Annotated in this window: 16 protein-coding genes and 1 pseudogene; 7 read left to right on the forward strand and 10 right to left on the reverse strand. The window is 65.1% G+C overall.

Going from position 1 to position 20,954, the window contains the following annotated elements; all coding sequences use genetic code 11:
- The coding region (locus tag SPI01S_RS20850) for a CHASE4 domain-containing protein (protein ID WP_281179457.1) at positions 1–577 on the reverse strand (577 nt) is incomplete at its 3' end.
- A gap of 611 nt (positions 578–1,188) precedes the next feature.
- Between SPI01S_RS20850 and SPI01S_RS20855 the strand changes: the two genes are divergently transcribed.
- A complete protein-coding gene (locus SPI01S_RS20855; protein WP_245653718.1) occupies positions 1,189–2,250 on the forward strand; it encodes a sensor histidine kinase in 1,062 nt (353 codons plus the stop codon).
- A 136-nt stretch (positions 2,251–2,386) separates the two neighbouring features.
- Here SPI01S_RS20855 and SPI01S_RS20860 read toward each other — a convergent pair whose 3' ends face one another.
- Positions 2,387–4,954, reverse strand: coding sequence for a cation-translocating P-type ATPase (locus SPI01S_RS20860; RefSeq protein WP_066727163.1), 2,568 nt, complete (start codon positions 4,952–4,954; stop codon positions 2,387–2,389).
- A gap of 330 nt (positions 4,955–5,284) precedes the next feature.
- Positions 5,285–5,596: an ArsR/SmtB family transcription factor gene (locus SPI01S_RS20865; protein WP_066727164.1), complete on the reverse strand. Its 312-nt coding sequence runs from the start codon at positions 5,594–5,596 to the stop codon at positions 5,285–5,287.
- Positions 5,597–5,728: 132 nt separating this feature from the next.
- Between SPI01S_RS20865 and SPI01S_RS20870 the strand changes: the two genes are divergently transcribed.
- Positions 5,729–6,463, forward strand: coding sequence for an SDR family oxidoreductase (locus tag SPI01S_RS20870; RefSeq protein WP_174539148.1), 735 nt, complete (start codon positions 5,729–5,731; stop codon positions 6,461–6,463).
- A gap of 76 nt (positions 6,464–6,539) precedes the next feature.
- Here SPI01S_RS20870 and SPI01S_RS20875 read toward each other — a convergent pair whose 3' ends face one another.
- Entirely contained in the window at positions 6,540–7,433 is an 894-nt protein-coding gene (locus SPI01S_RS20875; RefSeq protein ID WP_066727166.1) for a LysR family transcriptional regulator, read from the reverse strand.
- A 104-nt stretch (positions 7,434–7,537) separates the two neighbouring features.
- Here SPI01S_RS20875 and SPI01S_RS20880 point away from each other — a divergent pair, with 104 nt between their 5' ends.
- Positions 7,538–8,404: an SDR family oxidoreductase gene (locus tag SPI01S_RS20880; RefSeq protein ID WP_066727167.1), complete on the forward strand. Its 867-nt coding sequence runs from the start codon at positions 7,538–7,540 to the stop codon at positions 8,402–8,404.
- A gap of 214 nt (positions 8,405–8,618) precedes the next feature.
- Here the strand turns inward: SPI01S_RS20880 and SPI01S_RS20885 are convergent, their stop codons facing one another.
- Both SPI01S_RS20885 and SPI01S_RS20890 read right to left on the reverse strand, forming a co-directional pair.
- Complete coding sequence (locus SPI01S_RS20885) at positions 8,619–10,691, reverse strand: beta-galactosidase (RefSeq protein WP_066727169.1); 2,073 nt, start codon at positions 10,689–10,691, stop codon at positions 8,619–8,621.
- 274 nt (positions 10,692–10,965) lie between these two features.
- Positions 10,966–11,889: a hydrogen peroxide-inducible genes activator gene (locus SPI01S_RS20890; RefSeq protein WP_066727171.1), complete on the reverse strand. Its 924-nt coding sequence runs from the start codon at positions 11,887–11,889 to the stop codon at positions 10,966–10,968.
- A gap of 255 nt (positions 11,890–12,144) precedes the next feature.
- On the opposite strand from SPI01S_RS20890, the gene SPI01S_RS20895 reads away from it, so the two are divergent.
- A complete protein-coding gene (locus SPI01S_RS20895) occupies positions 12,145–12,525 on the forward strand; it encodes a hypothetical protein (RefSeq protein WP_245653719.1) in 381 nt (126 codons plus the stop codon).
- A gap of 616 nt (positions 12,526–13,141) precedes the next feature.
- Here the strand turns inward: SPI01S_RS20895 and SPI01S_RS20900 are convergent.
- The 4 genes from SPI01S_RS20900 to SPI01S_RS20915 all read right to left on the reverse strand — a co-directional run bounded on the left by SPI01S_RS20900 (position 13,142) and on the right by SPI01S_RS20915 (position 18,681).
- Positions 13,142–16,219, reverse strand: a complete 3,078-nt coding sequence (locus SPI01S_RS20900) for a TonB-dependent receptor domain-containing protein (RefSeq protein WP_066727174.1) — start codon at positions 16,217–16,219, stop codon at positions 13,142–13,144.
- A 270-nt stretch (positions 16,220–16,489) separates the two neighbouring features.
- Positions 16,490–16,774, reverse strand: coding sequence for a hypothetical protein (locus SPI01S_RS22790; RefSeq protein ID WP_169804561.1), 285 nt, complete (start codon positions 16,772–16,774; stop codon positions 16,490–16,492).
- 365 nt (positions 16,775–17,139) lie between these two features.
- On the reverse strand, positions 17,140–17,622 hold the full coding sequence (locus SPI01S_RS20910) for a hypothetical protein (protein ID WP_066727178.1): 483 nt from the start codon (positions 17,620–17,622) through the stop codon (positions 17,140–17,142).
- A 153-nt stretch (positions 17,623–17,775) separates the two neighbouring features.
- The gene (locus SPI01S_RS20915; protein ID WP_084253664.1) at positions 17,776–18,681 is read right to left on the reverse strand and encodes an aspartyl protease family protein; all 906 of its coding nucleotides are present in this window, start codon (positions 18,679–18,681) and stop codon (positions 17,776–17,778) included.
- A 172-nt stretch (positions 18,682–18,853) separates the two neighbouring features.
- Between SPI01S_RS20915 and SPI01S_RS20920 the strand changes: the two genes are divergently transcribed.
- From SPI01S_RS20920 to SPI01S_RS23190, 3 genes and pseudogenes are all read left to right on the forward strand, one after another.
- The gene (locus SPI01S_RS20920; protein WP_218017643.1) at positions 18,854–19,531 is read left to right on the forward strand and encodes a LamG-like jellyroll fold domain-containing protein; all 678 of its coding nucleotides are present in this window, start codon (positions 18,854–18,856) and stop codon (positions 19,529–19,531) included.
- Positions 19,532–19,539: 8 nt separating this feature from the next.
- Complete coding sequence (locus SPI01S_RS20925; protein ID WP_084253666.1) at positions 19,540–20,373, forward strand: serine hydrolase domain-containing protein; 834 nt, start codon at positions 19,540–19,542, stop codon at positions 20,371–20,373.
- Positions 20,318–20,954 (forward strand): annotated as a pseudogene (locus SPI01S_RS23190) (transposase); the annotation flags it as partial. The gene SPI01S_RS20925 and the pseudogene SPI01S_RS23190, both read left to right, overlap by 56 nt.

Raw genomic sequence — 20,954 nt, forward strand, 5'->3', positions numbered from 1 at the left:
GGTGCGCTCCCGCGCCGACGAGAGCCTTGGAGTCGGGGATCATCCGCATCACGCTCGCAGCGGCCGCGCGCCCGGAGATTTGAACGAGGTCGGTTGCGTGGAACGCCGCCGGGGAGGTACGCACGGTGCTGTTGGACGGCAGCTTCTGGCCCGGGAGCCGCTCATGTGTATTCGGCGCCCGCCGGAGGGCGCCTCTTGCTGCCTGGATCAGGGGCAGCAAGGAGGGCCGAACGGTGGAGAACGTCGCGGGTGCGATGCGTTCCCCATTCCGCGTGGCGTATATCGGTCGATCGTCGCCGTCGATGATGATGTCCAGCTCGTGATTGAAGACGTAGTTGAGCCAGGTGCCGACATTCTGGTCGAGCCATGCCGCATTCGGCTTGGCTTTCCGCGCCTCCGCATAGGCGGGGTCCCAGATGGCGACGCCCGCCTGGCTCTGTGCCAGGTCGTCGAGCACCGCGCCCAGGGCAAGGCGCACGTCATTCGCCTGACGATCGCGAATGGACGCATCGACCTGTCGCGCCGTGGCCCATAGATTCCAGGCGCCGAAGAGCACGAGCGCCGCCGCAAGGCACATGGCAGGGGCTGCCACGAAGGCCGTGAACCGCAGAACGGGGCTGAAGCGGGGGAACTCTGAACGCTGGGACATGCATCTGCACAAGCAAGAAGAACACGATGCAAGTTCATCCGTCTGCATTGTTTATCACAGATGCATCCTTCTTGGCTTGCTCCTCAGCCTAGGACCAAATCGTTGTTTTTCAGTGAACTGGCGTCGATCCAGGGGCGCATCGGCGTCTTCCACCATGCCATCCCAAGAGCGGTCGACGGCTTGTCGTTAGGCGAGGCTGGCCCAGGGATGGCCGGATGTCCGCTCGTGTCCAGATTGGCCGTTCGACCGGCCGGGTTGGAACGGCTGAGATGCCCCGCGAGCGCCCGGCGGCTCGCGACCAGCGCCAGGCGTTCGTCAGTAAAGGCGAGAGCGTCTGCTCTTGAAGGACGCCGCGTTCACAGGTTCGGCATCAGCACAATCGAGCATGAGACAGGGGATTGCCGAATACGCGCCGGGTTCGGCGCGATCCATGTTAGGACGTATCTGCCAGTACGTCCTCCCGGCAAGGGAGCGAAGTATCGCCCGGACTCGGCTTTCACACCCGCAAGCTGTTCGGTTTCCCCAGAAGGGGTATGATCGTGAACCGTATCACCCATCCCGATGTTGCACACGATCTGGCGCTGGCCATCCTCACCTCCTCCAATGCGCCCGCCCTCCTGCTTGACGAGGATCTGGTCGTGATTGCGGCAAGCACCTCCTTTTATCGCGCGTTTGCATTGGACCCGCAAAATGTGATCGCGCAGCCATTGCTCAAGCTCGGCGCGGGCGAATGGGATGTGCCGCAGCTCCGCTCGCTGCTCGCGGCCACGCTCTCCGGTCACACCGGGATCGAGGCCTATGAGATGGGCCTCAAGGGGGACGTCGCGCAGCGCCGGCTGGTGCTGCATGCGCAGAAGCTCGATTATGGGGATGCCCAACAGGTTCGCCTGCTGCTGACCATTTCCGATGTCACCGAAGCGCGGGTCAGCGAAAGGCTGAAAGACGACCTCCTGCGAGAGAAGACGATCCTGCTCCAGGAGATCCAGCACCGCGTCGCCAACAGTCTGCAGATCATCGCCAGCGTGCTGATGCAAAGCGCGAAGCGGGTGCAGTCCGAGGAAACACGCGGCCATCTTCATGACGCGCACAACCGGGTCATGTCGATCGCTACCGTCCAGCAACAGCTGGCAGCTTCGCGGATCGGCGAGGTCGAGCTGCGCAGCTACTTCGACCAACTCTGCCAGAGCCTGGGCGCCTCGATGATCCACGACCATAATCGACTGTCGCTTGTCGTGTCCGTCGATGGCAGCAGCGTCAAGGCGGACATTTCGGTCAGCCTCGGGCTGATCGTCACCGAACTGGTGATCAACGCGCTCAAGCATGCTTTCCCAGAAGAGCGCAGCGGCAGGATCCTCGTCGATTATTGGTCACACGGGGAAGACTGGAAACTGTCCGTACGCGACGATGGCGTCGGCACACCCGAAAAATTGGCAGTCGCCAAGCCCGGCCTCGGCACCAGCATCGTCGAAGCGCTTGCCAACCAGCTCGACGCCACGGTCGAAACGGAGGGTGGGCATCCCGGCACCATCGTATCGGTTGCCCACACGAAGGCGCTGAAGGCCGACGGTGCTGATCGCGCATCACCGAGGAAGGCGGCGTAGCGACAGGCACAGCGAGGGTGCGGGCGCGAGGGCGGCCGGCTTTCGATGTTGCGGCATCGTCCGCAGCAGGCGGCGGTCGAGCGGATCGAACCGCACCGCCGCGATCAGGAAGAACCGCCGGGATGCAACGCGGCGGTCATTGCGCGACAGCAGGCGTGGCGAGAAAGGCCGGCGCCCTGCCCGCGACCGTGCGACGGACCAGTGGCTTGCACGCTTCGAGCAGGACGAGCAGCACGACGCCCAGTCCAAGCGCCAGCCCCATGTCGCCCCAGGCGATCGATCCGAACTTCAGCAGCGCCTGCGCCCCTGGCAGGAACAGGATCGCTGTCGTCACGGCTACGATCGCGACGACGACATACCGCAGCGCCCCGTTATGGCGAACCAGCGCATCGCGCAGCGAGGCATTGAACGACCGGTTGACGAGGATGAGCGCGACGATCTGGGCGACCAGTGCGAAGAAGATCAGCGCGCGCAGCTCGGGCGCGGGCATTCCCGCGCGATGCTCGACCAGCAGCACGGCCGCGAGCATCGCGAAGGCAAGCCCGCCCTGGAAAACGCTCCACCCGATCATCGGCAGCGAGAACAACGCCTCGGCCGGATCGCGCGGCGGGCGCTGCATGATGTCCGCTTCCTCGCGTTCCGCTTCGAACACCAGTGCGCAGACCGGATCGATCACCATTTCGAGCAGCGCGATATGGATCGGCCCGAAAAGGATCGGCAGTCCCAGGAACAGCGGCAGCAACGCTAGCCCCGCAATCGGCACATGGACCGCGAAGATGAAGGCCATCGCCTTGCGGATGTTGTCGTATATCCGCCGCCCGAGCCGCACCGCCTGCACGATCGATCCGAAATCATCCTCGATCAGCACGATCGCGGCGGCCTCGCGCGCGACATCGGTGCCGCGCTTGCCCATCGCCACGCCGATATCGGCGGCCTTGAGCGACGGCGCGTCGTTGACGCCGTCGCCCGTCATCGCGACGACCTCGCCCGTCGCCTTCAACGCCTGGACGATGCGCAGCTTCTGTTCGGGCATGATCCGCGCGAAGACGGTTACCGTTGGCAAGCGCGCTGCCAGCTGCGCGTCGTCCAGCCCCGCGAGTTCGTCCCCGCTGAGCACCGCTCCCGTAGCGATCCCCGCCTGGGCGGCGATCGCGCGGGCGGTCGCGGCATAATCGCCGGTGATCATCACCACGCGAATGCCCGCGCGCCGGCATTCGGCGACGGCCGCCGGCACGCTGGCGCGCAGCGGATCGGCCAGCCCGACGAGGCCGGTCAGCGCATAGGCATAGCCCTGCTGCGTCGCGGCCCAGTTGCGATCCGGCGGGGCCGCGGTAGCGACCGCGAGCACGCGCATGCCCTGCGCCGCCATCCGCTCGACGGCGGCGGTCAGCGTGGTGCGCTGGTCGGGCGCGAGCCGGCACAGCCCGGCAATCGCCTCCGGTGCGCCCTTGGCCGAGAGGGTCAGCGCGTCGCCCTGTTCCCAGGCGTTGGACATCGCCAGCAGCTCGGGCCGCAGGGCATAGGCGTGCGCAACCGGCCCCGTCGGCATCCGGATCGTCCCGACCGCCGCGCGGGCCTGATGGATCGCGATCTCCATCGGATCGGACGGCTCGAGCGCGCTGGCGAGCGCCGCCGTGGCGAGCAGCGGATGATAGGCGGCGGGAAGCGGCAGGTCCGGCGCCAGCGCGATCGTCTCGCCCGACGGAAGCCAGAGCGCGGCGATCGCCATGCGGTTTTCGGTCAGCGTGCCCGTCTTGTCGGTGCACAGCACGGTCGCCGAGCCCAGCGTTTCGATGGCGGCCGAACGCCGGGTCAGCACGCCGGCAGTGCCGATCCGCCACGCCCCCATGGCGAGGAACACCGTCAGCACCACCGGAAACTCTTCGGGCAGCATCGACATGCCGATCGCGATCCCTGCCAGCACCGCTTCGATCCAGCCGCCGCGGAGCACGCCGTAGAGCAGCACGACCAGCAGCGCGACCGCACCGCCGCCAATCCCGCACCAGGTGACGATCCGCGCCGTCTCGCGTTGCAGACGCGGCGTCGCGGTATCGAGCGAGGCGAGCGAGTCGCCGATCCGGCCCATCGCGCTGCGCGGTCCGGTCGCCGTCACCCGCGCGATGCCGCTGCCGCGGGCGACGAGCGTGCCGGCATAGACGTTGGGCTGGCCCTCACCGCCCGCGCGGACGGCCGGATAGGCTTCGGGTACGATCGCCGCGACCTTGCCGACGGGCATCGACTCGCCTGTCAGCAGCGACTCGTCGGCCTGGAGATCGGCGGCCTCGACCAGCACTGCGTCGGCGGCGATGCGATCGCCTTGTTCGAGCACCAGCAGGTCCTCGCGCACCACGTCCCGCCCTGGAATGTGCAGGCGCGCGCCGTCGCGGATCACCAGCGCCCGCGGCGCGGACAGGTCTCGCAGCGCTTCCAGCACATGCTCGGTACGCGTTTCCTGGATCACCGTGACCAGGATCGAGAAGCTGGCAAAGGCCAGCAGGATCATCGCCTCGCCGCGATCGCCGAGAAGCAGATAGGCAACCCCGCCGATCAGCAGCAGCGCGAGCATCGGTTCGCGCAAGACCTCCAGCGCGATCCGCAGCGCAGACCGCCGATCGGGACGGGGGAGCGCGTTGGGGCCCTCCTCCGCGAGGCGCGCCGCCGCGGCCTGCATCGAAAGTCCCGGGCGCTGGATGGCTGCGGTCATGGCTCCAGGGTCTCGCAATCGAGGATCAGGCGCGGGCGGAGCATGGTTGCACCAGTCCGCGTGACGCCACGGAACGTCGCGCCAGGCAGACTAACAGACTTCGCGCCCAACCGAGCAGCATTTCGAAGGTCTCGGTGCTTGCTCATCCGGGCTCCGCTTCTCAGGCGTTGGAGCCTCCGACCAAGCCGGGGCGGTTCAAGCGGCAGGATCGGAGCGTCGCGAATTGGTTCGGCGGAAGCCGACCTCGCACATTGCCGAGTTTACAGAGACGCGACGATGAGAAGCAGCCTGTTTCACTGTGGCTGTAGGCTCGACGCGATCGGCAGGTGATCAGGCAGGCCGGTTGGCGAGCACCGCATCGAGCAGCCCCGGAAAGCGGCTGTCGAATTCGGATCGCCGCAGCATGTTGATCATCTCGCGGCCCACCTGCGTCGTCTCGATCAGCCCCGCGGCGCGGAGCAGCTTGAGGTGATTGGACAAGGTGCTCTTGGGGATGGCGTCGCACGGCGCGGCATCCGAGCAGCGCAACCGCTCGGCCGCCGCCAGCCGTGCGACCATCTCCAGCCGATTGGGATCGGCCAGCGCGTGCAGCGCCAAGTCGAGCGGAACGTCTTCCAGCCTTGGGTGGGTGAAGCGGGCCATGCGACCGATATAGGAGATCCTCACAAATTTAATAGTTCGGGAATATTGAACCTTTGGACGGACGTGCCATATCCCGTGCCGCCGACAGCGCACGACGCCGTGATCGCGGGCCACATTTTTCGGAGGATCTACATGTCACTTCAGGGCAAAAAGGCGCTCGTCACCGGCGGGTCGCGCGGTATCGGTGCCGCGATTGCCAAGCGACTGGCAGCCGATGGCGCAGTGGTCGCGATCACCTATGCCGGCAACAAGGCGGCAGCGGACGCTACCGTGGCAGCGATTGAGAGCGCCGGCGGCACCGCCTTCGCCTTCCAGGCCAACGCCGGCGATCCGGCCTCGCAGCGCGCGGGCGTGGAGCACGCCGCCGCAGCTTTGGGCGGGATCGACATCCTGGTCCACAATGCGGGCGTGGCCGAATTTTCCACCGTCGCCGAAGACACCGACGAAACCTATGATCGCCAGTTCGGCGTCAATGTGAAGGGCCTGCACGTCGGCACGCGCGCGGCGCTGCCCCACCTTCGCGATGGCGGGCGGATCATCCTGATCGGCAGCATCTCGGGCGAGATGGCCTTCCCGGCAACCACGGTCTACAGCGCGACCAAGGCGGCGGTGGCGGCGCTGGCCCGCGGCTGGGCCAAGGACCTCGCTTCCCGCAGCATCCTGGTCAACACCGTCCAGCCGGGGCCGATCGATACCGACATGAACCCGGCGGACAGCGAGTTCGCGGCGCAGGTCCTGGGGGCCATCCCGCTCGGGCGCTATGGCAAGGTCGAGGAGATCGCCGGTGCGGTCGCGTTCCTTGCCGGCCCGGACGCCAGCTACATCACCGGCACGACGCTCAACATCGATGGTGGCGCGACGGCGTAAGGCGCAGGATCGCCCCTCCCTCGGGTGAGTGGCCGCGGGTGCGGAGGCGGGCAGCAAGCGCACGCCTCCGCACCGGTCAGGCCCGGTCGTCGAGATAGGCGGCCAGCTCCTCCGGCGTGCCGTTGGGGAAGGCCTGGCGCAGGAAATCGAGAAACGCCGACACCCTGGCGCTCAGCAGGCGGCGCGACGGGTACAGCGCCCACAAGGCGATGTTCGAAGCAGCGACATCGCCCCACCACGTCAACCGCTTCGCGGCGATTTCGCGGCTGACCAGAGATAGCGGCAGCCGTGCCGCGCCGGCCCCGCAGAGAACCGCATCGCGGATCATCACCAGCGATGACAGCCGCAACACCGGATCGATGGCGATCGCGCATTCGCTCTTTGCGGTCGTGACCGCCCAGCTGCGCGCCGGATCGCCGCCGCGCACCACTGCGGGAACCGCTTTGTCCGCCTGCAGCGTCATCTGCGCACTCGCTACCACCACCAGCCGATCGTGCAGGAAGGGCCGACCGACCAGCGCATCGTCTGCTGCGGGATCGACGCGGATCACCAGGTCATAGCCCTCCTCGATCATGTCGACCGCGCGATCGTCGGCGGTTACCTCCAGCCTGATCTCGGGATACCGGCGCGAGAATTCGGCCGCCAGCCGCCCCATTGCGGTCTGGGAGAAGAGGAGCGGTGCGCTGATCCGCAGGCGCCCCCGCACGCGCTCGCTGCCCGATGCGATAGCAGCGGTTGTTTCCTCCAGCTCGGCCAGCAGGGCACCAGCCCGCTCGAACAAGGCTCGCCCCTCCTCGGTCAGCTTGAGGTCACGCTGCCCCCGCTCGAACAGCCGAAGGTCGAGCGCCGCCTCGAGATCGGACACGCGGCGGGACAAGGTCGCCTTGGGTCGGTGGGCGGCGCGCGCCGCTTTGCCGAAGCCGCCATGGCGCGCGACCAGCGTGAAATCAGCAAGGGCGAGCAAATCCATATGTTCCACCAGTGAGACGGTCTGTCCAAATCGCGCGTCTATTTGCGCGCACATGGATCACGCATCTTCCTCGGGTCAGCAAGACCCAAGCAAGGAGAAATTCCATGACCATTCTCGTAACCGGTGCCACTGGCCGCGTTGGCCGCCAGGTCGTCGACCAGCTCGTCGCCCGCGGTGCCCATGTCCGCGTTCTCACCCGCGACCCCGCCAAGACCGCCTTCCCGGCGGGCGTCGACGTAGCGCAGGGCGACCTGCTGGACATCGATGCCGTGCGTGCCGCGTTCGCCGGGGTACGCACGCTGTTCCTCCTCAATGCGGTGACCGGCGACGAATTCACCCAGGCGATCATCACCCTCAACCTTGCCCGCGAAGCCGGGGTCGACCGGATCGTCTACCTCTCGGTCTTCGATGCGGACAGGGCCGTCAACGTGCCGCATTTCGCGGTCAAGTCGGGCGCCGAGCGGATGCTGGCGGCGATGGATTTCGGCGCCACGATCCTGCGGCCGACCTATTTCATCGACAACGAAGCGATGGTGAAAGACGTCATCCTGCAACGCGGCGTCTATCCGATGCCGATCGGTAGCAAGGGCGTCGCGATGGTGGATACCCGCGACATTGCCGAAGTCGCCGCGAGTGAGCTCGTTCGCCGCGACCTTGCACCGGGGAAGCTGCCGATCGAGACGATCAATCTTGTCGGGCCTGACACCCTCACGGGCGAGAGCGTCGCGGCCATCTGGTCCGACGTGCTTGGCCGCCCGATCGTCTATGCCGGCGACGACCCGAGTGGGTTCGAGCAGAACATGGCGACGTTCCTTCCGCGCTGGACCGCCTATGAAATGCGCCTGATGGCGGACCGGTATGTCAGCGACGGCATGATCCCGAGCGCTGGGGATCGCGAACGCCTGACCGCGATGCTCGGTCGCCCGCTGCACAGATATCGGGAGACCGCTGCCGCATTGGCGGCGGCCTGAACGATACCAGGCGTGCCAGTCTCCGGATCGCGCATCCGGCGGCTGACACGCTTCGGCAATCCCCTGTCCGCGTCGAGGAACCCTGGCGGATCAGGTCACGGCGCCACCCCGTTCTGGCCGGCAGCGGAACTGCTGGAGAGGCTCAACGGGCTCGCGCTCGTCGCATCGACCGCAGCTTCTGGGATTCGCGGAGAACGAAGCGAGCGGCAGCTGATCAGTCGGATCGGCCATCTTCCTCGATGATGGCGACGTCCCACGCGGCGAGATCGATCGGTTCGCCGCGCTTCAGCTTGCGCCCATGCAGGAGCTCCGTGCCGGCGGCGGGGACCGTCATATGCTGCGGCACCGCCGAATAGTTGAGCACGTACCGGACCGTGTGGCCGTTCTTCAACGTGCCGCCGCGCACGATCAGCGGGAATTGCACGCCCGCGACCGAGGGCGCGACACCCGCGCGCGCGACCTCGGCGGCGACGATCTTCTCGGCCAGCGCGTCGCTCGGCATGAAGCCGACATAGCTGACCTCGCCCTTGCCCCAGCGGTTGCGGGTCATCGCGGCGGCGGCCGGCCAGGACGGATGCTGATAGCGCGCCACGACCTCGGCGGTGGTCGGCTTCAGCATCTCCATCCACCAGCGCGGCGCGTTGTCGGCGTCCGCAACCCCGAACGGATTGCCCGCCAGCGTGACTCCGACGGGGATGGTGAATTCCTGATAGGTGACGCCCGCCGCTTCGGCGATCGCACCCGGCTGCGCGGCATAGCGGACCTTGGTATTCTCGTCCGAAAAGCCGCTTTTGAACGTGTAGAGCAGGTGGCCCCCGCGCTTGGCATAGTCATTCAGCCGCGCAATCTCGGCGTCGCTCGCCGCGTACAGCGCAGGCACGACGATGAGCTTGTACGCATCGAGCGTCTGCGTGCTGTCGGGCGACAGGATGTCGGCCTCCACGTTTATCCGATACAGCGCATCGTAGAAGGGGCGCAGCACCCGGTTATATTCTACGCCATCCGGCTTGAATGCATTGAACGCGGTCTGCGCGGCATTGCTGACATAGACGGCGACCTGGTTGCGCTTCGTCATGCCTGCCAGCTTCGGGCCAAGGCGCGCGATCTCGGCGCCGATCACCTTGGCCTCGGCATATTCCGCATTGGGCTGATAGTCCTGCGACAACAGCCCGCGCCAATAGGTCTCCACCGCGTTGGCCGTCGTCGCCCAGTGCCAATATTCGACCATCTGGGCACCCGAGGCGAGATGGCTGAACGCCTGAAGGCGCAGCTGGCCCGGAAAGGGCGTCCATTGCGGGAAACCCTGCGCCTGGGTTTCCAGCACCAGGTAATTCTGGCCATTGCGGATCGAGCGCGCCTCGTCGCCCCCAAAGGCGATCTCCGCGCCGGTCAGCTTTTCCTGGGTGGGATGGTAGATGTCGATGCCGGCGATATCGAGCGACCGTGCCGCCTTCCAATGGTCGACTTCCGGCTGGATGCCATAGGAACCCTCCCGCCAGCCCAGGTCGAAATTCTGCGTCATGAACTGGCCGGGCCGGGCATGGGCGCGCACCAGCCTGGCCTGCCACGCCAGAAAGTCGGTGACGAGGCTGCGCTGATAGGCGGCGAAGGCGTTGGACATGCTGGCGTTGATCGAGCCGTTGGTCGACGGGAAATCCTCCCACCGGTTGATCCGGTTCGACCAGTAATTCAGGCCCCACGCCTGGTTCAGCGCATCCAGGCTCGGCCATTTCGCCTTCATCGCCTGGACAAATCCCGCCTGCACCGCAGGGCCGCTGGTGCCATAGGGCTTGGTCTCGTTGTCGAGCTGGTAGCCGATCACCGCCGGATGATTCTTCACGTGATCCACCAGCGCGACGATCACCCGCTCGGCCGCGGCGCGGTAGTCGGGGTCGGTGATATCCATGTTCTGCCGGGTGCCATATTGCGCGCGGACGCCGTCCCGGCCGACGACGAGGATGTTGGGATGCTGGCGCGCGAGCCAGGTCGGCACCGCATAGGTGGGCGTTCCGACGATCACCTTGATGCCCTGCTTGTGCATCGCGGCGAGCGTGCGATCGACATGGCGGAAGTCGAAGACCCCGGGCTGCGGCTCCAGCGTGCCCCAGGTCGATTCCGCGATGCGGACGACGCTGATGCCCGCCGCCTTCATCATCCGCGCGTCTTCCTCGACGCGGTCGACCGGCGTGTACTCGTCATAATAGGCGACGCCGTACAGGATGGTATCCGGCACCTGCGCCTGCGCCGCCGCCGGCATCGCCACGATGGCCGATGCGAGTGCTTTCATGCACCGCTGCATGATCCTGCCTTTCAATGCCAGTTCCTCCCCTGCCGTTTCGTTTCCGGGCTATCAGGCGCGTCGTGCGCGATGGACTTCACCGTCCGGTCGGATGCCGAGCATCAGGGTCATAGCAGTGCCGATCCGCGTCGCCGATCACAACCGGACGCGCGCCCCAGCAGTGTGAGGTTGCAGGCGCAGACGGCAAATGAGGTGAACTGCTCGACCGCTGCCGCCGGGAGGACGTGCGAAGCCGCGAGCATTGGGCGCTCTTCGCCCGCCCTCATTCTCTGCCTACATCGGCCTGCATCAGAATGGCGCGGGCCGACCCCCGCACCTGCTCGGCGATGCGTTGGAAGGCTACATCCATGCTGGTGCCCCTGCGCCACGCAAGCGCGATGGAACGGTAGCGGGACCAGTTGGCGATATTCACGATCCGGATACCGGACGTGCCGCCGACATCGGATGCGAGATACAGTGTCGGCAGCACCGCGATGCCAAGGCCGCTCGCCACCATCTGGTGCAAGCTGTCCAGGCTGGTCCCTTCATAATCGGGCGTCATGCGCATGCCATAGGCTCCGGCGATCTGCGCGCATTGACGATGGAAATGATGCCGCGGATCGAGCGACAGCAGCGCCCTGCCGCGGAGCAGTGCCGGATCCACGATACTCGGCCCGGCAAGCGGGTCATCAACGGCGGCGACCAGATGCAGCGGCTCGCGGAACAGGGGTTCGACAACCAGCGCCTCCCCCTCGATCGGCAGCGGCCCCAACAGAAGGTCCAGCGCGCCCCTCGCCAGCTGCTGCGTCTGCTCGTCGGGGATGCCTTCGCGGACGTACAGATGCAGGTCCGGCGCGCGCCGGTGGAGCTCGGCGACGATCGGGGAAAGCAGATACGGCCCCAGCGTCGGCGTCGTTCCCAGGCGGAGCGTGCCCGAGAGCGAATCCGCGGAGCGGCCCGCCAGGTTCTCGATTTCCCGCACCTCCGCCAGCAAGCCGCGCGCCTTGGCCACGATGGCACGCCCAATCGGCGTGAGGATGGCGCCGGCGGCGCTGCGATCGATCAACCGCACCCCCAGCCTGTCCTCCAACGTCTTGATCTGGTGGCTGAGCGTTGGCTGCGAAACATTGGCCGCCCGCGCCGCTCGCACGAACGAGCCCGTATCGGCCAGCGTGACCAGATAGTGGAACTGGCGCAAGGTGGGCATCCAACGGGTATAGAGCTCTTCTATGGGCTGGGTGCAAGCCTTTCGATTGGCGGGCCTGCATCGATCCGGCTACCTCCCCATTACCGGAGCGGCAGAGGATCCAAGTGCGTCGCCCCCTCGCACTTCCCTCAAGCCGAAAACCTCTGCCGCTGCGGACCAGACCTCGCCCAAACGGGTGGGAGAGATCCACGCGCTCCGCACTTCCTCCCACCAATCCTCAGAAAGCTTAGAATGTTAAAGCTATTGCTCCTCTCTATGGCCATGGCCGTGCCAGGTCTCGCCAGTGCCACCACGATCCGCGTCGAGAACCGTTCGAACGCGAACCTGAAAGTTTCGGTGAAACACGCGCCAGGCGACGTGCTCCAAGCGCTTCCGCCGACGCTTTCGCCCCATGCCATCGCCTTTGTGCGACGTCCGAACGTGAAAGTGCTGACCCCGACGGAGGAAGCGAAGGCCGATCTGATCGACATCATCGTGACCGATCGGAACGGGCGTGGCTGCCACTTCCGCACGATTGCCGAGCCGCATAGCGATGCCCTGGTCCTGATCGTTCCCGTGGCGACCGCCATTGGCTCGGCCCATTGCGAGGCGCGCACCGGGCGCACCATCGGCGACTTCGTGTTCCTTGCTTCCTGATCGCTGACGGGACGAACAAGCGCCACTATCGGCATCTCCGCCCCGAGTACCTCGCCGACTTCATCGACGGCGTGGAGTCGCTCTGGGAGGATGGGCAAGCTGAAGCAATCGCCGGCGACGTGTGGTCCACCACGGGGGACGCGGCCGGCCACAGCGGGAGGTCGGCACGGGATTGCACGGCGTGGGCGAGGTTACCGAGGCTTTCGCACGTTGTCAGGGCGAACCTGGCGCCGAAACGGCGAAGGCTTGTTCGGTGGTGCTCAATGCCCCGGGGGTGGCAAATTTCTGGAAGGACGTCGCACGCACGAAGCGTGCCGCGGCACTTCCAGGTGTTGCGACCCCGGGTAGCCATTAGTTCACGGACATATTGGGATCTGGCTTCAGCACCCTCATGAACGCCGGATACGCACGCCCAGGCTGGATGAGAAACCGGGGGGCCCTCACCCGCGCGGTGTCGCTTGGCCGATGTAATGCTCCCGTTTCTGGGAACGCCATTCTTATGGCGAACAGTACATCGGCCTCGCAAACCCCGCGCTACGACAAGGCTGTTCTATTCGTTGCCACGGTCCTCCAGCTCGCAGCCATCCGCAAATGGCTGCACCATTGCCGAAGCGACTTAGAACTTCACCTCTGCGGTGATGCGGTAGCTGCGGCCATATACGGCATCGAACTCCTTGTTCGTGCTGAATTCGGGCACCGCCCCGGCATAGGTCACATGCATGCCGAACGGATTGTTGACGATAGCCCGCAGCCGGAAGTGATCGTTCACCATCACGCCGGCCGAGGTATTGACCATCCAATAGGGCGAAACGCCGTAATATTGATAGGTGCTCGCCGGATTGTTGGGATTCACCTTGGTGGGGCCGTCATAAATTACCGTCCATGACCAGTCGAAGCGCTTGGTCTGCCAGTCGATCATCGAGGTGACGGCATCGGCCGGTTCACCGATCGCGTCGTGAGAGATTTGCGCGCTGCCGGTACCTACCACCGACTGGTTCTTGAACTCATGCAGATAGTTGGAGCTGAGGTTCAGCACGCCGACGGAATCGGGAAGGCCGAGGCGGCTGAGCGGCAACGTGTAGGTCGCCGACGCCTGCAACGCACGATAGTTTTGCGACGCGATGTTCAGGAACGTGTCCGAGAAGCTGGTGATCTGGTGCGTCGTCGGATCGCGCGTGAATTCCGCGCAGAAAGGCGAGTTGGGGTAGTTCGGCGAATCGTAGCATGCCTGCATGATGCTCTGGATGCCCGGCTGGACGATCTCGTTCTTGATGTCGATGTGGATATAGTCCGCAGTCAGCACCAAGCCGGGCAGGAACGGCGCGGCGTAGTTGGCGCCTACCGTCCAGCTGTTGGCGATTTCGTTGTTCAGCTTGGGGTTGCCGCCGCCCAGGCCTTGAACCGTCGCACTCACGATCGACGAGGTGAAGCCACCGGCGGGGATGCCGGCCGCAGCGCAGTTCTTCGCGCGGGTCGCAGCGTTCGAGCCGCCATTGATGAAGCTCGAATCGCAGGGATCGTTGCCGGTTTCGAACGTCGTCGCGATCGGTGCGAAGGCTTCGGTGACCGACGGCGCCCGGAAGGACCGGGTATAGTTGCCGCGGACCGTCAGGCCCTTGACCGGCGACCAGTTGCCGCCGCCGGTATAGGACCAGAAGCCCCCGTTCAGCGCGTTGTCGGTATAGCGCGCCGCGCCGTGCAGCGTCAGCTCACGCAGGAGCGGAATATGCATGTCGGAAGACAGCAGCGGCAGCGTGACCTCGGTGAACGCCTCATGCGTATAGTAGGAGCCGGCGACCGGTGCGATCACCGCATATTGGCTGTATGCGCCCGAGAAGAAGGCGCCCGGATCGAAGGCCTGGCTTTCGCGGCGGATTTCACCGCCAACCACCGCCTTCAGGTCGCCCGCCGGCAGATGCGCCAGCGAGCCCTTGACGTCCAGAACCGCGTCGAACTGCTTGTTGACCTGACGGCTGATCGCAGGCGCGTTGATATAGTTCAACGCCGCCTGGCTGACATTGCCATTGCCGAAGATGTTGAGCGGCGCACAGGTGCTGCCCAGCGTCGCGATCGGGGCGTTGGTATAGCCGGGCGCGCAGATGATCTGGCCGTTGGGGCCGACCACGGCGTTCAGCGCGTTCTGGATATTCTGCCACACCAGGCCGGGCTGGCTGGTGGTGGTGTTGACCTGCCCGTAGGTGACGGTGCCTTCCCAGGTGAAGTCGTGCGTGCCGATCGCAAAGTCCCCGTCGAGGCCGGCCACGCCGCGGGCCAGCGAGGAACGGGTGGTGAAGCCGCCATTGTAGAGATCGTTGTTGGCGCGGGCGAGATAGAATTGGTTCGTCGGCTGCCCCGCCGCCGCCAGCGAGGCCTGGATCGTCGCCTGATCAGCAGCGCTCAGATACGGGTTGGTCGAGGAAACCGCATAGTTGGCATAGGGAAGCCCCGCGCCGCCCGGTCCGGAAAACAGCGCAGTGTTGTAGAGGGGTTGGGCGGCGATGTTGGTCGCGATGTTGCGGCTGGCCCAGGCTTCGGCGTGGAAGCGCAGGTGATCGCTGAAGTCATAATGGCCGAGCAGCACACCCTGAACGCGGCTGCTTTCGGTCAGCAGGTTGCCGAAATCGGCCGTTCGATACCCATCGCCGCCGGCTTCGTCCGTGAAGTTGCCCACCGGCGTTCCGTGCTGGAAAGGAACGAGCTGGCCCGCCTTGTTGAAGACCAGCGCCTGGCCCGCGGCGTTGGTGATGGCCTGATAGGGGGCGCCGAACACTGGATCCGCTGCGCCGCCGGCCGAAACGCCATTGAACGGAATATTGTCGATGGCGGTCGGAATGCCCGTGTCGCTTACAACGGAGAATCGGTCGCCGCCAAAATAGGCGATGCGGCTCGGGCCGGAGCTGCTGGTGTTCTTGCCGAGGAACGGCGCATCCGCGCTCGTGACGAACCGCGACGCGGTGGTCAGGCCGTCCTGATGGTCATAGAAGACGTTGAGGGTGATGTTGCCGCGCCCGCCGCCGAAATTCTTGCCGGCGAGCAGCGAGACGTTGCTGTTCGCACCATCCCCCCTTGAAGAGATGCCGTTGCTGGCGGTGACATCGATCCCCTCGAAATCCTTCTTGAGGATGATGTTCACCGTGCCCGCGATCGCATCCGACCCGTAGATCGGCGCACCGCCTACCGACACCACGTCGATGCGCTCGACCAGCGCCGGCGCGATCTGGCCCAAGTCTACGGGCGTGCCTACCGAGGCGCCGAACACGCTTGCCGTGGCGCCGGAAACGAAGCGGCTGCCGTTCACCAGCGTCAGCGTCCGCTGCGCACCGAGATTGTACAGGTTGCTGAACGACTGGCCTGCACCGAAGCTGCCCTGGCTGCCGACCGTGCTGTTCGCCGGCACGCCGAACTGCGGCTGGTTGGTCAGCGCCTGGCCGATCTGGGTGAAGCCCTGGTTCACGATGCTGGCGCCGGTGATCGCCACGACGGGCTGGTCGGTAACCCGGCCGCCGGTGCGGGTGCCGGTAACGACGATGTCGCTGGACGACTCCTGAGTCTCGGGCGCGGTGGTGCTGGCGGACGAGTCCCCTTGGCCGGTGGCGGCGACCGAACGCTGTTGCGCATTTGCCGCAGTGGCGGCGACCAGCGCCATCACGAGAACCGAGCTTGCGGCCAGGAATTTGCGACTACCGATGTACATGCGGGACCCTTTCAATGCGTACCTGCATCCTGGCTCCAAAATCGGCTCCGCCCTTTCCAATTAAACCTGTTTAATGTTTGATTCTATTGAGAGGCTGTGGCGCTTGGGTGACTGTTTGTTTCATGCGGGGCGCATATATTGCGCCAGATATCGGCGAGTGTCAGATTACGACAACGCCTCTCGCCGATGTTTCTGGAAAAACCCTTCCCCGGCCGATCGGGGATCGTGTCCCACCGGTGGTGTAGCCGGGGGCGGTCCCCGCTTTTTCCGTCAGGCTGAGCCGGTCATGCGCGCCCGCACAGCCGAGAGCATGACGATGGGATTGTCGCTGAGCGGTGCCATGGTTTCAAGCGTCAAGCAGCGGGCGCGCTGGACGGCCCCTTCATCGCTCTGTTCCATGAGGACATGGCCAGCGCATTGCGCATGAAGTGCACGCGGCAACGCTGCCAGCTCGCACACCGCCGCAGCATGACCAAGGCACGGACGGTGCCAGCGCGGATCGAGGCGGTAAGCCGACCGGCCGGTTTGCGCGAAGCGAATGGCAGTTTTCAGCAAAAGCCGACGCTCACAGTAACGACGCTGAATGTCTTAAGCTGGTCGGGATATGACGTGCCAATTTGGCCCGACGGCTGTCATCGGACGGCAGCTCTTCTTCAGACGAGCGTGGAAGCAACCAATCGGCCAATGCCGCCAAACACCTTGTCGAACTGCCTTTTCGTCGGCCTCCCCTCGCGCGTGTACAACGCGATCACGATCGGCGTATCGGGGCCGAGGCCACGCAACGGCGATGTCGCCGGCCATCTCGTGCCCGCTATGCCCGGTCTTGTTGCCGATCCGCCAGCTCATCGGCAGACCGGCCGATCATCTTGTCCCGCAGCGCAGTCGGCGGGTTCGCCACCTTCAACCCGAAGCGTTGACGACTACCGGGCCGATGCACCCTCCACGACGGCCTGGAATATCTGCGACCGATCAGGACCTTCGGCGATATGCAGCACGACCCAGCGATCCGCGCGTCGTGCGACCACCACGCGTATCCTGTCGTTGAACAAGCCATCCGCGAGCCCGACCGGAGCAACCTTGCCCGAGTTGAGGATCAGCGCGCCCATATCGCGTCCACATGCCGGACCGACGCAGGAATAGGCGATCGAAAAGCCTGCCTTTTTCAGCACATCGTCATAATAGCGTTCGATCTTCAGCGGCGACGTCGCCGGCTTCACGCGATAATCGATGTGGGTGACGTTGCCTTCGACCACCACGCGGTTGGTTTGCGCCTCGGCGTTGGCGATCGGGCCGGTCGGGATGACGACCTCCTCCAGCGAGGGTGCGCGATACCCGTCGATGACGGATTGCGGGTACCGCGGTAGGAAGGGATGATCCTCACCGTCGCTGTCTTGCGCGAGCAACGGGCCGCTCACAGCACAGGATGCGACTGCCAAAACATACGAAAATTTCCTCACGGCGTGACGTACTCCCGGTCATTTCGATATGGCTTCTCGGCGTTCGGATCCGAGCGTTTCATGGAATGCTGAAGCGGACAAGTTGATCCGTCCGCACCGCTACGGACACAACGCTATCCGCCTGGATCGCTGATCGATGAGCAGCGCAAAATGTTGCAGCGCATGTGCCCCGACCAGCAGCTCCGGATAGCGGTCCGATACCCGTACTTCCGTGTCCGAGAGGGTCGCTGCACCGATCCGGAACGGGCCCTTGACCATCGCCTTGCCCGTGCTGACGACCGTGTTTGTCAGCCTGCCCTCCCCCGCTGCCTCGATCGCGCCGCTTCCGACGCGATCGAACAGTGCCTTGGGCAGGACGAAGGACACGTTGGCACCCGTATCGAGATTGCCTTCTGTCAGCGTGTCGCCGATCCTGACCGCGACCCGGAACGCGCGCTCATACGTCAGGATGCCGTCCCCCTCGCCGGTCAGAGCGACGGCGCGCGTGAAGATAAGGCGACGTGCCGGGTAGTTGACCACCAACAGGCCGTCACCGAAGAAAGCGCGGCCGAGGATGCCGGAAAACGCCGCTTCAGGAGCAAGCTTGCTGCTATAGTCACGGGTCAAGACCTCCAGGTCGCGCCGGACGAAGCCGCCAAGATCGACGGAGGCCAGACGTACCGTCTTGACCTCTGCAGTTCCCAGGCCATCCGAGGTCTGGCCTGATCCCGTCACGGACAGGTTCAAGGTGGTGACCAGGCCCGCATCGGCACGGCCCATACCGCTCGCGCCGGTATCCACGGCGAAGACGAACGGCCCTTTGCCATCCACCTTCGCGGTCACATAAATGCGACCGTCCACAACGCGGAACGGAACGCTCAATACGGCATTCGCGGCCGCCTGCTCCACCAGGGAGCAGGCCGGCGGGATCTTGTGGGTGTCCGGCGCGACCGCAGAAGCGGGCGTAGAGAAAGGGGCAAAAGCGATGGCTACGACAGCCGCAATCCCCGGCAGCAATGAATGCATGATGTCTCCCACTCTCCGTGTGTTATGATAGCAATACACGTAAGGACAAGACTCACCAAACTTGGGCTTCTTTCGGCCAGGCGATATTGTGCGAGCAACATGTTCCAAACACGAAGAGGCTGCGATGTACGAGAATCCTCGAACCCGTCGTGCAGTGATCGGAGGCGCTGCAATGACGATGGTCGCCGCCAGCCCCTTGGCGGCGCGCGCTGCACAACGCATCGCTGATGGGACGGGATTGGAGCGTGGAGCGATCCGGGCCATCGGCGTTGCGACGGCACGGACGGACTATCGGGGCCGCCCCGCCCTGCAAGCCACAGCCTTGGAAAATGTCCCGGGGCCTGACCGGCTGGTACTGCTGGACACGCCGGCCTTTGGCGACGGCGTCATCGAAGGCTGGATCAGCGGCGCCCCAACCGCGACGGCAAGCGCTACGGCGCGCGGCTTTGTGGGCGTGGCCTTCCGGGTGGAGGACGAAACCAGGATGGAGGCCATCTATCTGCGCCCGACCAACGGCCGAGCCGATGACCAGCTGCGCCGAAACCATGCGGTCCAGTACATCTCCCACCCCGACCACCCCTGGGAGCGACTACGCGCCGAAACCCCCGGCAAGTACGAGACCTATGTCGATCTCGAATCCGGTCGATGGACGCACGTGCGAATTTTAGTGGCAGGCTCCCAAGCTCGGCTACATGTCGATGGCGCCGAACAGCCAACCCTGATCGTCGGCGATCTCAAGCACGGTGCCGAGGCAAAGGGCGCCGTGGCCCTCTGGATCGGCCCAGATACGCTGGCGCATTTCAGCGGCGTACGGGTGCGCGGCACCGATGCGGCGAGCGCGATCAAGTAGGAGGCGGCATGACGTTTTTTCGGGTACCGAAACCTTGGTCACACATTGTCGCTACAATGGCGGCAGGTTTGCTGACCTGCACCGCCGTGCCCGCGCAGGCGAAGAGGACGGACTCCGCGCAGGAGAGCGTCCCGGCACAGAAGGATCTGCGCGCGCAGGTGGATGCGTATATGCGGGCCGCCGTCGCCAATGGCCAGTTCACCGGCGCAGTCCTCGTCGCGCGCGATGGCGTGCCACTGATCGATACGGCCTATGGTATGGCAAGCTACGAGCTGGGCGTGCCGAACACCCCCCGCACCGTGTTCCACATCGCTTCCATAACCAAGCAGTTCACGGCGATGGCGATCCTGCAGTTGCGCGATCGCGGGAAGCTGAATGTCGGCGATCCGATCTGCACCTATCTCGCAAACTGCCCGCCGGCTTGGAAACCGATCACGATCCGTCAGCTGCTGACCCACAGCTCGGGCATCGCGAATGTGTCGAGCCTGCCCGCCTGGGATGAGGAGCTGAGCCTGAAACACTATAGCCGGGGGGCCTTTGTCGATCTGTTTCGCGCTCTTCCGCTGCGGTTCGCTCCGGGCGAGAAATATGAATATTCCAACTCCGGCTATTTTCTCCTCGGCCTCATCGTCGAACGCGCCTCAGGTTCCAGCTTCGGCGAGTACCTCAAGGGCAACATCTTCTCGCCGCTGGGGATGAACAGCAGCGGCTATGATGACAATCGGTCTGACCTGCTCCCCAGAAATGATGCCATTGGTAAGTTAGCTCGTCAGCTGGAGACGAGAGATGCGGCGAAGCCGATTTACCGAGGATCAGATCATTGGGGTGCTGCGGGAGCATGAGGCTGGCGTGAAGACCGCCGACCTGTGCCGGAAACACGGGATCAGCGATGCGACCTTTTACACCTGGAAGTCGAAATATGGTGGCCTGACGGTTTCCGACGCCGCGCGGTTGCGGGCGCTCGAGGACGAGAACCGTCGGCTGAAGAAGCTGCTGGCGGAGTCGATGCTCGACGTGTCGGCGTTGAAGGATCTGCTGGGAAAAAACTGACGCGGTCTGTGGAACGCTACGCTGCGGTGGAGAAGCTGATGGCCGATCACGGCTTCTCCGAGCGTCGCGCCTGCAGGCTGGTCGGGGTCAATCGGTCGGCATGGCAATATGCGCCGCTTCGCGGGAAGGACGATGCTGTCCGCGAGCGGATGCGCGAGATCGCGAACGAGCGTCGTCGGTTCGGCTACCGTCGGCTGGCGATCCTGCTGCGGCCTGAGGGCAAGGGCATGAACCTGAAGAAGGTGTACCGGCTGTATCGCGAGGAGCGGCTAACGGTGCGCAAGCGTGGCGGCCGCAAGCGGGCGCTGGGCACGCGGGCACCGATGGCGATTCCGCAAGCACCCAACCAGCGCTGGTCGCTCGACAACGCGCT

This window comes from Sphingomonas pituitosa NBRC 102491 (assembly GCF_001598435.1).
GTDB classification, from domain to species: Bacteria; Pseudomonadota; Alphaproteobacteria; order Sphingomonadales; family Sphingomonadaceae; genus Sphingomonas; species Sphingomonas pituitosa.

Bases quoted from the DNA above. Each gene is read 5' to 3' on its own strand.
- SPI01S_RS20860 (WP_066727163.1), bottom strand. From the start codon at position 4,954: ATGACCGCAGCCATCCAGCGCCCGGGACTTTCGATGCAGGCCGCGGCG.
- SPI01S_RS20865 (WP_066727164.1), bottom strand. From the start codon at position 5,596: ATGGCCCGCTTCACCCACCCAAGGCTGGAAGACGTTCCGCTCGACTTG.
- SPI01S_RS20870 (WP_174539148.1), top strand. From the start codon at position 5,729: ATGTCACTTCAGGGCAAAAAGGCGCTCGTCACCGGCGGGTCGCGCGGT.
- SPI01S_RS20875 (WP_066727166.1), bottom strand. From the start codon at position 7,433: ATGGATTTGCTCGCCCTTGCTGATTTCACGCTGGTCGCGCGCCATGGC.
- SPI01S_RS20880 (WP_066727167.1), top strand. From the start codon at position 7,538: ATGACCATTCTCGTAACCGGTGCCACTGGCCGCGTTGGCCGCCAGGTC.
- SPI01S_RS20885 (WP_066727169.1), bottom strand. From the start codon at position 10,691: ATGAAAGCACTCGCATCGGCCATCGTGGCGATGCCGGCGGCGGCGCAG.
- SPI01S_RS20890 (WP_066727171.1), bottom strand. From the start codon at position 11,889: ATGCCCACCTTGCGCCAGTTCCACTATCTGGTCACGCTGGCCGATACG.
- SPI01S_RS20895 (WP_245653719.1), top strand. From the start codon at position 12,145: ATGGCCATGGCCGTGCCAGGTCTCGCCAGTGCCACCACGATCCGCGTC.
- SPI01S_RS20900 (WP_066727174.1), bottom strand. From the start codon at position 16,219: ATGTACATCGGTAGTCGCAAATTCCTGGCCGCAAGCTCGGTTCTCGTG.
- SPI01S_RS20915 (WP_084253664.1), bottom strand. From the start codon at position 18,681: ATGCATTCATTGCTGCCGGGGATTGCGGCTGTCGTAGCCATCGCTTTT.
- SPI01S_RS20920 (WP_218017643.1), top strand. From the start codon at position 18,854: ATGACGATGGTCGCCGCCAGCCCCTTGGCGGCGCGCGCTGCACAACGC.
- SPI01S_RS20925 (WP_084253666.1), top strand. From the start codon at position 19,540: ATGACGTTTTTTCGGGTACCGAAACCTTGGTCACACATTGTCGCTACA.